General features: G+C 72.3%; 9 protein-coding genes. All 9 read right to left on the bottom strand.

Translation table 11 applies throughout. From position 1 onward, the window contains the following. Positions 1–22 precede the first annotated feature (22 nt). Positions 23–928 (bottom strand): site-specific tyrosine recombinase XerD, encoded by a 906-nt coding sequence (gene xerD, locus GJ743_RS04860; protein ID WP_328288802.1) that lies wholly within the window; start codon positions 926–928, stop codon positions 23–25. Next, on the bottom strand, positions 925–1,599 hold the full coding sequence (locus tag GJ743_RS19420; RefSeq protein ID WP_155050804.1) for an NUDIX domain-containing protein: 675 nt from the start codon (positions 1,597–1,599) through the stop codon (positions 925–927). The genes xerD and GJ743_RS19420 overlap by 4 nt, the downstream gene beginning before the upstream one ends. 1 nt (position 1,600) lies before the next feature. Further along, entirely contained in the window at positions 1,601–3,295 is a 1,695-nt protein-coding gene (locus GJ743_RS04870) for a CTP synthase (protein WP_328288807.1), read from the bottom strand. 247 nt (positions 3,296–3,542) lie between these two features. Then, positions 3,543–5,240, bottom strand: a complete 1,698-nt coding sequence (gene recN, locus GJ743_RS04875) for a DNA repair protein RecN (RefSeq protein ID WP_328288803.1) — start codon at positions 5,238–5,240, stop codon at positions 3,543–3,545. Then, the gene (locus GJ743_RS04880) at positions 5,233–6,189 is read right to left on the bottom strand and encodes an NAD kinase (protein WP_155050805.1); all 957 of its coding nucleotides are present in this window, start codon (positions 6,187–6,189) and stop codon (positions 5,233–5,235) included. Before GJ743_RS04880 ends, recN begins: the two co-directional genes overlap by 8 nt. Beyond that, positions 6,144–6,953, bottom strand: a complete 810-nt coding sequence (locus GJ743_RS04885) for a TlyA family RNA methyltransferase (RefSeq protein WP_328288805.1) — start codon at positions 6,951–6,953, stop codon at positions 6,144–6,146. The genes GJ743_RS04880 and GJ743_RS04885 overlap by 46 nt, the downstream gene beginning before the upstream one ends. Before the next feature lie 3 nt (positions 6,954–6,956). Continuing rightward, a complete protein-coding gene (locus GJ743_RS04890; protein ID WP_155050806.1) occupies positions 6,957–7,145 on the bottom strand; it encodes a hypothetical protein in 189 nt (62 codons plus the stop codon). 95 nt (positions 7,146–7,240) lie between these two features. Next, on the bottom strand, positions 7,241–8,272 hold the full coding sequence (locus GJ743_RS04895; protein ID WP_155050807.1) for an HAD-IIA family hydrolase: 1,032 nt from the start codon (positions 8,270–8,272) through the stop codon (positions 7,241–7,243). Continuing rightward, positions 8,269–9,210, bottom strand: a complete 942-nt coding sequence (locus GJ743_RS04900) for a hypothetical protein (RefSeq protein WP_328288806.1) — start codon at positions 9,208–9,210, stop codon at positions 8,269–8,271. Before GJ743_RS04900 ends, GJ743_RS04895 begins: the two co-directional genes overlap by 4 nt. Positions 9,211–10,120: the final 910 nt, after the last annotated feature.

Here is a 10,120-nt window from a genome sequence, read left to right on the forward strand (position 1 = left end):
ATTCCGGAATGCTTGGTCGATTCTAACGAGCACGAGGGTGGGCGACCGTGTACATCTCCCGGAGTGTATCGGCCGTGACCAGCGTGTAGATCTGCGTGGTGGACACCGAGGCGTGCCCGAGGAGCTCCTGGACGACGCGCACGTCGGCGCCGCCGGCGAGCAGGTGCGTCGCGAACGAGTGCCGCAGCGTGTGCGGTGAGACGGATGCCGCGACCCCGGCCCGCTCCGCGGCATCCTGCAGCACCTGCCAGACGGCCTGGCGCGACATCCGCTTCCCGCGCACGCCGAGGAAGAGCGCGGGCGTCGCGCTCCCCCGGGCCGAGAGCACCGGGCGGGACCGGACCAGGTACGCGTCGAGCGCGGCCCTCGCGTAGCTGCCGACCGGCACGATCCGCTCGGTGCCGCCCTTGCCGAAGAGCCGCACGACCTCCTCGTCGACGAGGTCGTCGACGTTGAGCGCTGTGGCCTCCGAGACGCGGGCCCCGGTCGCGTAGAGCAACTCGAGCAGCGCGACGTCCCGCAGTGCGGTGACCTCCTCGCCGACGCCGGCGGCGTCGATGATCGCGGCGACGTCCTCGACGGGGATCGCCTTCGGCAGTCGCATCGGGAGCTTCGGCGGCCGGAGGTCCTTCGCGGGGTCGGTCGGCGTGCGCCCCTCCTCGGCGAGGAAGCGGTGGAGCCCTCGCACCGCGGAGAGCACCCGCGCGATCGACGAGACGGCGAGCGTGGGCTCGCGCTCGGCGCCGAGGTAGCGGACGAACGCCGAGAGGTCGGCTTCCGCGGCCTGCTCGGGTCCGGCGATGCCCGCGCGGTCCAGCCAGTCGGCGTAGATCGCGAGGTCGCGCCGGTACGAGGCGAGGCTGTTGCGCGCGAGGCCCCGCTCCACGGTGAGGTGCCGCAGGTAGTCGTCGACCGCGCGCGAGCTCACCCGGCGGCCGGCCTCTGGCTCGGGTGCGCGGGCCACGGCGCGTCGGCCGGCGCGAGCGTCGACCACGCGCGGGCGCGGGCCGCCACGGCGGCGAGCACGCCGACGGTGAGCGAGGGGTTCCCGACCTGCCGCGCGAGGACGGCGTCGACGCAGTCGTCGAGCGCCACCCACCGGAGTTCCATGTCGGCCTCCTCGTCCTCGCGGGGGTGCGCCTCCGGCGCCGCCGCGAGTCCGCGGGCGAGGAAGATGCGGATCGCCTCGTCGCTGCCGCCCGGCGTCGTGAAGTAGTCGGCGAGCACGGCCCAGTCGGATGCCACGAGGTCGGCCTCCTCGGCGAGCTCGCGCCGGGCCGCCTCGACGGGCGGTTCGTGTGCGACGTCGAGCAGGCCCGCCGGGATCTCCCAGTCGCGAGCGCGAACGGGCTGCCGGTGCTGCTTGATGAGCAGCACCCGGTCGTCGTCGTCGAGCGCGAGGATCGCGACCGCGCCGGGGTGCGCCACGTACTCGCGGACGATGCGGTTCCGGTCGGGACCGTATTCGAGCGTGTCGCGGCGCACGTCCCAGATGCGGCCCTCGAACACGGTCTCGCGTTCGAGGACCGGCAGGTCGACGTACTCGTCGGCGGGCAGGCCGACGGGCGTGTTCGCCCGCCCGCCGACCTCACCCGTCACGTCAGGCGCTCTCGACGTCGTCGAAGAGCAGGCTCGCCTTGCGGCGCTCGAGCGCCGCGCCGACGAGGCCGCGGAACAGCGGGTGCGCGTCGTTCGGCCGGCTGCGGAGCTCGGGGTGCGCCTGCGTGGCGACGTAGAACGGGTGCACGTCGCGCGGGAGCTCGACGAACTCGACGAGGTGGCGGCTCGGCGACATGCCCGAGAAGACCAGGCCCGCCTCGGCGATGCGGTCGCGGTAGGCGTTGTTCACCTCGTACCGGTGGCGGTGCCGCTCGGACACCTCGGTCGCGCCGTAGAGCTCGGCGACGATCGAACCCTCGTCGAGCGCGGCCGGGTAGAGACCGAGGCGCATGGTGCCGCCGAGGTCACCGCCGGCGATGATCTCGACCTGCTCCTCCATGGTCGCGATGACCGGGAACTCGGTGTCGGGGTCGAACTCGCTCGAGGACGCACCCGGGAGCCCGGCGACGTTCCGCGAGTACTCGATCACCATGCACTGCAGGCCGAGGCAGAGGCCGAGCGTCGGGATGCCGTTCTCACGAGCGAAGTGCAGCGCCCCGAGCTTGCCCTCGATGCCGCGCACGCCGAAGCCGCCGGGCACGCAGATGCCGTCGAGGTGCGACAGCTTCTCCTTCGCGCCCTCGGGCGTGCGGCACTCGTCCGACGGGATCCACTCGATGTTGACCTTGGTGTCGTTGGCGAATCCTCCGGCACGGAGCGCCTCGGTGACCGAGAGGTACGCGTCGGGCAGGTCGATGTACTTGCCCACGAGTCCGATCGTGACCTCGTGAGCGGGCTCGTGCACGACCCGCAGCAGGTCGGCCCACCCGGACCAGTCGACGTCGGCGGCCTTGTCGTCGAGGCCGAGCGCCTCGATGAGGTACGCGTCGAGGCCCTGTTCGTGGAGCATCGTGGGGATGTCGTAGATCGACGGCACGTCGACCGCGTTGACCACGGCGGCCTCGTCGACGTCGCACATGAGGGCGATCTTGCGCTTGTTCGACTCGGTGACCGGGCGGTCGCTGCGCAGCACGAGCGCGTCGGGCTGGATGCCGATCGAGCGGAGGGCGGCCACGGAGTGCTGCGTGGGCTTGGTCTTCTGCTCGCCCGACGCGCCCATGAACGGGACGAGCGAGACGTGCACGAAGAACACGTTCTTACGGCCGAGCTCGTGGCGCACCTGGCGCGCGGACTCGATGAAGGGCTGCGACTCGATGTCGCCGACCGTGCCGCCGATCTCGGTGATGATGACGTCGGGCTTCGGCGTCTCGGTCGCCTGCAGGCGCATCCGGCGCTTGATCTCGTCGGTGATGTGCGGGATCACCTGCACCGTGTCGCCGAGGTACTCGCCGCGACGCTCCTTGGCGATGACGGTCGAGTAGATCTGCCCCGTCGTGACGTTCGCCGCCTGCGACAGCTCGATGTCGAGGAACCGCTCGTAGTGCCCGATGTCGAGGTCGGTCTCGGCGCCGTCGTCGGTCACGAAGACCTCGCCGTGCTGGAACGGGTTCATGGTGCCCGGGTCGACGTTGAGGTAGGGGTCGAGCTTCTGCATCACCACCCGCAGGCCCCGAGCCGTGAGCAGGTTGCCGAGGCTTGCCGCCGTCAGGCCCTTGCCCAAAGAAGAAACGACACCACCGGTCACGAAGATGTGCTTGGTTGTGCCGTTCGAAATGTCTGCGCCGCGATCATCCACCACGGGCTTGTAGTCTATCCGACTCCCGGCTGGGAATGGCCCGAACCTCTCCCGAATGCGCGAGTCGGATGCCGCGTCCGCCGGAATCGCGGGCGAGATCCGCGTGGATCCCGCCCCGGAATCCCGCTTCGCCGGGCGTGTCGTCGGGGCGTGTCGTCGGGCCGCGTCACTGTGCCACCACAGTCTGGCCGCGCCGCCGTCGGACGGCATCATCCTCATGCCGCGCCGCCGTCAGGCCGCGTCGCCCTCAGGCGGCGTCGCCGTCGGCGATCTCGAGCAGCTCGCGCGCGTGCGCGAGCCCGGACTCGGAGTCGGCGAGCCCCGACAGCAGGCGCGCCATCTCCGCCTCGCGCTCGACCCCCTCCAGCTGGCGCACGCTGGATGCCGTGACGCGACCGTCGGTGCCCTTCACGACGCTGAGGTGATTCGAGGCGAACGCCGCGACCTGTGCGAGGTGGGTGACCACGATCACCTGCGAGCGCTCGGCGAGTCGCGCGAGGCGGCGGCCGATCTCGATCGCGGCGGCACCACCGACGCCCGCGTCGACCTCGTCGAACACGAACGTCGGCACGGGGTCGGCGCCGGCGATGACGACCTCGATGGCGAGCATCACGCGCGAGAGCTCACCGCCCGAGGCGCCCTTCGCGACGGGCCGCGGCTCGGTGCCGGGGTGCGGGCGCAGCAGGATCGAGACCTGGTCGCGGCCGTGCGAGGTCGGCTCCGCGAGGGGCTCGACCTCGACGGTGAGTTCGGCGTCGGGCATCGCGAGGGCCGCGAGCTCGGCCGTGACCGCGGCGGCGAGGCGGGTGGCTGCGTCGGTGCGCAGGGCGCTGATACGGCCGGCCAGCTCGTCGACCTCCTCGGCGCGAGCCTCGACGGCCTGTTCGAGCAGCTCGATCCGGTCGTCGTCGCCGTCGAGCTCGACGAGGCGGAGGCCGCCGTCGTGCCGGAACGCGATCGCGTCGTCGAGCGTGCCGTGGCGGCGCACCAGGTTCGCCAGGACGGCTCGACGTTCCTGCACCGCCTCGAGCTCCGCCGCGCCGTCGGCATCGAGGCCGGCGAGGTAGCCGGAGAGCTCGGTGGCCGCATCGGCGAGCGCGAAGCCGGCGCTCGCGACGGCCTCCGCGATGGGTGCGAGGGCCGGGTCGTGCGCCACGACGCGGTCGACATGCCGCCGCGCGGACTCGACGAGCGTGATGGCATCGGGTGTGTCGTCGCCGGCGACCTCGGCCGAGATGAGCTCCCTGGCCTGGGCTGCGGCGAGACGCAGGTCTTCGAGGTTCGTGAGCCGGTCGGCGCGTTCCTGCAGCGCGTCGTCTTCGCCGGGCTGCGGGTCGGCGGTCTCGAGTTCGTCGAGCGCGATGCGCAGCTCCTCCGCCTCGCGGAGCCGCTCGTCGTGGTGCTCTCGGAGCGACCGGAGCTCGTCGGCCTCGGCGCGCCAGGCGCGGTAGGCGTCGCGGTATTCGTCCAGCACGCCGGCGAGATCGGGCCCCGCGAACCGATCGAGCGCTTCGCGCTGCGCCGTCGCCGACCGGAGCCGCTGCTGGTCGGCCTGGCCGTGCACGACGACGAGGTGATCGGCGAGCTCCGCGAGGACGCCCACCGGGGCGCTGCGGCCGCCGACGATCGCCCGACTGCGACCCTCTGCGGACACCGAGCGGCCGAGCAGAAGCTCCCCTGCGTCGATCTCGCCGCCCGCATCGACGACGCGATCGGCCACGGCCGTGGAGTCGGCGAGCAGCCACCGGCCCTCCACCCACGCCTGCTTCGCGCCTGAGCGGACGGTACCGGCGTCGGAGCGGGCCCCGAGCAGGAGCCCGAGCGCGGTGACGACCATGGTCTTGCCTGCGCCGGTCTCGCCGGTGACGGCGGTGAAGCCCGGACCGAGGGGCAGCGTGGCGTCGGCGATGACCCCGAGATCGCGGATTCCGAGTTCCTCAATCACCGGCGACCGGCCCCTTCCAGCCCGTGACGGGCAGCTGGAACTTGTTCACGAGCCGGTCGGTGAACGGCGCCTGGTGGAGCCGGGCGAGGCGCACGGGCACCGACGACCGCCGGACGATGACTCGCGCACCGGGCGGGAGTTCGAACATCCGCCGGCCGTCGCACCAGATCACGGCCGTCGCCTCCGTCCGCTGCAGCACCTCCACGGCGAGCGACGAGTCGGGGCCGACCACGAGCGGGCGGGCGAACAGCGCGTGGGCGCTGAGCGGAACGAGCAGGAGCGCCTCGACCGCCGGCCAGACGACCGGTCCGCCCGCCGAGAACGAGTAGGCCGTCGAGCCGGTCGGCGTCGACATCACGACCCCGTCGCACCCGAACGACGACAGCGGGCGTCGGTCGACCTCGATGACGACCTCGAGCATGCGCTCGCGTTCGGCCTTCTCGACGGTCGCCTCGTTCAGCGCCCAGCCCTCGTAGACGACCTCTTCCCCGACCTTCGCCCGCACGGACAGCGTCATGCGCTCCTCGACCGTGTAGTCGCGCGCGAGCGCGCGGCCGACCGTGTAGCCGAGGTCGTCGCGCTCGCTCTCGGCGAGGAAGCCAACGTGGCCGAGGTTGACGCCGAGCAGCGGCACCGGGTGATCGCGCGTCAACTCCGCCGCGCGGAGGATCGTGCCGTCGCCGCCGAGGACGATCACGAGCTCGATGTGCTTCGGCGAGACCTCCTCGAAGCGCTTGACCATGCCCTCGAGTTCGGGCAGGGCGGTCATGACGTCGTGCCACTGCTCCGCAGCCACGACCGGCACCGCTCCGGCAGCGACCAGCTGCCCGCACACGTCGGCGGTCGCTTCGAGCGCCGACGACCGACCGGTGTGGGAGACCACGAGGAAATGCCGTGCATCGCTCACGCCGTGACGCCTCCCGTCGCTGCTCGGACCTGACTGGTCCATTCTGACGGATCCGCGCCGCGCGTCGGACTGAGCAGGACGAGGACCTCGCGGTTCCCATGGGTTCCGGCGATCGGGGAGGACAGGACGCCCGCCGTTCGCAGGCCGAGGTCGTGGGCCGCCCACAGCACGAGCATGACGGCGTCGCCCCGCGCTGCGGGATCGCGCACGACGCCCTCGCGGGTGCCGCTGCGCCCGACCTCGAACTGCGGCTTCACGAGCAGCACGAACTCGGCGTCGGGCGCCGCCGTCGCGTGCAGGGCCGGCAGCACGGTCGTGAGCGAGATGAACGACAGGTCGGCCGTGACGAGCGTGGGCCGCTCGTCCACCCCCGTGAGTCGGGCGAGCGCCGCCGCGTCGAGGTACCGGACGTTGCAGCCCTCCACCAGGACGAGTCCTGGAAGGCCGTGGAGTTCGGCCGCGAGCTGGCCGTGTCCGACGTCGACCGCGAGCACCGTCGTGGCGCCGCGCTCGAGCAGTACCTGCGTGAATCCTCCCGTGGACGCGCCCGCATCGAGCACGACACGGCCCGCCGGATCGACGCCGAATGCGTCGAGGGCGGCGATGAGCTTGTGGGCGGCACGGCTGACGTAATGGTCTGCGGCGGCGACCTCGATCACCGCGTCGTCCGCGACGCGATGCGCGGCCTTGGTGATGGGCTCGCCGTCGACGCGCACCGCGCCCTCGGCGATCAACGTCGCCGCGTGCGTGCGCGACCGCGCGAGCCCCCGCGCCGCCAGCGCCGCGTCGAGTCGCTGGGTGGCCACCGATCAGCTCGCGGAACGCGCTGGATCGGAACGCTCGAGCTCGCGCCGGAGCCGCTCGGCCATCGCGTCGAACCCGGCGGCACGCTCATCGAGCGGCGAGGCCTCGATGGAGGAGAGCGCATCGGCGGCGGCCGCCGCGAGATCCTCCGGCATCTCCACCGGGTCGTCAGCGTCGAAGTCTCCAGTGCTCACACGTCAACGCTACCCGGTGCCGCCGTCATCGCGACCCGACCCGGCGCGCGCCGCGGCGGAACCGCCCCGACCTCGCGCGGGAGCGGCCGCAGTGATCAGCGGTAGAGCCGCTCCGGCACCTCGAGGGCGTGGATCGCCGTCCCGCTCTCCCAGATCGCGGTGCACGCTGCGCGCAGCAGGTCGAGCGCGTCCTCGCCATCCCGTTCGATCACGACCCGGCGGCCGTCCACGCGGACCTCCGCACCGCCGACGCGGACGCCGCCGCGGCGGCGCTCGACCTCCGGGTACGGCTCGTGGAGCGCGCGGAGGTCGGAGACGATGAAGTCCGGTCGGCTCGCGGCATCCGCTGCGAGCACCTGCTTCGCCCGGTCGATGCCCGTGAGCACGATGACCGAGGCGATGCCGGCACGGTTGGCGCCACGGATGTCGGTGTCCAGCCGGTCGCCGACCATGAGCGGCCGCTCCGCACCGAAGCGCTCGCGGGCTTCGTCGAAGATCGGCGTCTCGGGCTTGCCGGCGACCTCCGGGAATCGCCCCGCCGCGGTGTGCACCGCCGAGACCAGCGTCCCGTTGCCGGGCGCGATGCCGCGCTCGACCGGGATCGTCCAGTCCATGTTCGTCGCGATCCAGGGGATGCCGCCGGGTTCGCCCGGACCGCCGTGCGCGTTGAGTGCGAACGCGGCCTCGGCGAGCTGGCGCCATCCGACGTCGGGGTGGAACCCCTGCATGACGGCGTCCGGAGCGTCGTCCGCGGAGCGCGTGACCCGGTAGCCGCCGCGCTCGAGCTCGGTGACGATGCCGTCTCCGCCGACGACGAGCACGAGGGCGCCGGGGGCGACGGATGCCGCGAGCAGCCGCATCGCGGCCTGCGGCGAGGTCACGACGTCGCGAGGCGCGGGCGACAGCCCGAGCGAGGTGAGATGCGCCGCGACCTGTTCGTCGCTGCGCGAGGCGTTGTTCGTGATGTAGGCGACCGGGAGCGCCTCGGCGACCCGGTTCAGGCTCTCGACGGCGTGCGGGATCGCGTGGGGTCCGGCGTAGACCACGCCGTCGAGGTCGGCGAAGACCGCGTCCACGCCGTCGAGCGGCGTCGAGGCAGGGCGACGCGAGGCGAAGAGCGGACTCATGCCCGGTCGGCGCGGGGATCTGCGGTCTGCTCGTCGCCGAGGTCCGCGGTCTCGGCCAGGATCGCGGCCACCTCGGGTTCGATCGCGTCGGCCGGGTCGCCCTCGGGCTCGGCATCGGGCTCGGCGTCGGCATCGGGCTCAGGCGCAGAGCCAGGCGCGACGACGTCCTCGCCGGTCGACGCTTCGGGCTCGTCCGGTGCCGCTCCGTCGTCGATCGCGATCGGCTCCTCGTCGACGTCGAGTTCGAACACCTCGATGAAGTCGGGGCGCGCACCTTCGAGGGCCGCTTCGGCGCGCTCGGACAGTGCACGCCAGTGCGCGGCGTCCGCGGAACGACCGAGCTCGTCGAGCACCTCCGCGTACGCGGAGAACAGTGCGGGGCTGTACGAGAACGCGCGGTCCGGGTCGAGCTGCGGCACCTCGAGCTCTGCGAGCGCCAGCTCGGGCTGTTCGAGGTCGAGACGCGCTCCGGACATCGCGATCGCGAGAGCGGCCTGCACCGCGGCCGGGAGCGACGAGCGGTCGACGGATCGGCCGAGCTCGAGCGCGCGGTCCGGGCGTCCGACACCGCGCTCGCTGTCGACCATGAGCGCGATCTGGTCGTCGTTGCCCGAGATCCGCCGGTACGTGCGCAGCTCGCGGAGCGCGAGGGCGAAGTCGCCCGTCGCATACGCGGTGATCGCGAGCGTCTCCCGCACGACGGCGACACGGCCCGCACGTCGTGAAGCGGACAGGGCGTGCCGGTGCGCGAGCGCGGGATCGTCCTCGAGGGCTTCGGCCGCGGCGACGAGGTGACGCGCGACCCACTCCGCGTTCTCCTTGGAGAGCGTCTTCAGCTCGGCGCGAGCGGCGGAGTCGAGATCCTTCGGCGTGATGCGATCGGCGATCGGCGGGTCGTCGTGGCGCGGACGGACGGAGAGTTCCGCGGCGCCATGCACGGCCTGTCGCGGAGCCCGCTCGCGGTCCGACGAACGCTGGGCCGGTCGGCCCGCGACTCGGCCGTGCGAGCGGTGCTCGCGTGAACCGCCGGTGCGGTCCGAGCGGCCATCGTCGCGGCCGGCGCGATCGTCACGCGAACCGTACCTGCGCTCACCGGTGCCGCGCGGCGTGAACTTCCGCTCGCCACCGCGGTCCTCCCGCGATCCGTAGGAGCGCTGACCACCGCGGTCATCCCGAGAACCATACGAACGCTGACCGCCCCGATCGTCACGCGACGCGTACTTGCGCTCAGCGCCGCGGTCCTCGCGCGAACCGTACGAACGAGCACCACCACGGTCGTCGCGAGAACCATACGAACGCTGACCACCACGATCATCACGCGAACCGTAGGAGCGCTGACCGCCACGGTCATCACGCGACCCGTACTTCCGCTCGCCACCGCGGTCATCCCGCGAACCGTACGAACGCTGACCACCACGATCATCACGCGACCCGTACTTCCGCTCGCCACCACGATCATCGCGCGAACTGTACGAACGCTGACCACCGCGGTCATCCCGCGAACCGTACTTCTGGCCAGCACCACGGTCGTCCCGTGACCCGGACGACCGGCCACCGCCGGAACGGTTCCCCTGCCCCGGGCGCCCTCCGCGGCGCTCGTCGTCTCGGTCCTTCCGGCGATCGCCGGGTTCCTGCGTGGAGTCGCTCACGGGTGCTTCCTGTCGTCCTGCCTGGGAGTCCTGCGGACTCAACCGTACTCTCGGGCTCGCTGCGAGCTGCCCGTTAACGAAGAATGGCCACCCGCCAGCGCTCGCAATTGAACGCTGTGGGTAGCCATTCCTCAATGGTTGTCCGGCGGTGTCCTACTCTCCCACAGGGTCGCCCCTGCAGTACCATCGGCGCTGCGAG

The organism is Agromyces bracchium (genome assembly GCF_009709675.1).
Lineage (GTDB): Bacteria > Actinomycetota > Actinomycetes > Actinomycetales > Microbacteriaceae > Agromyces > Agromyces bracchium.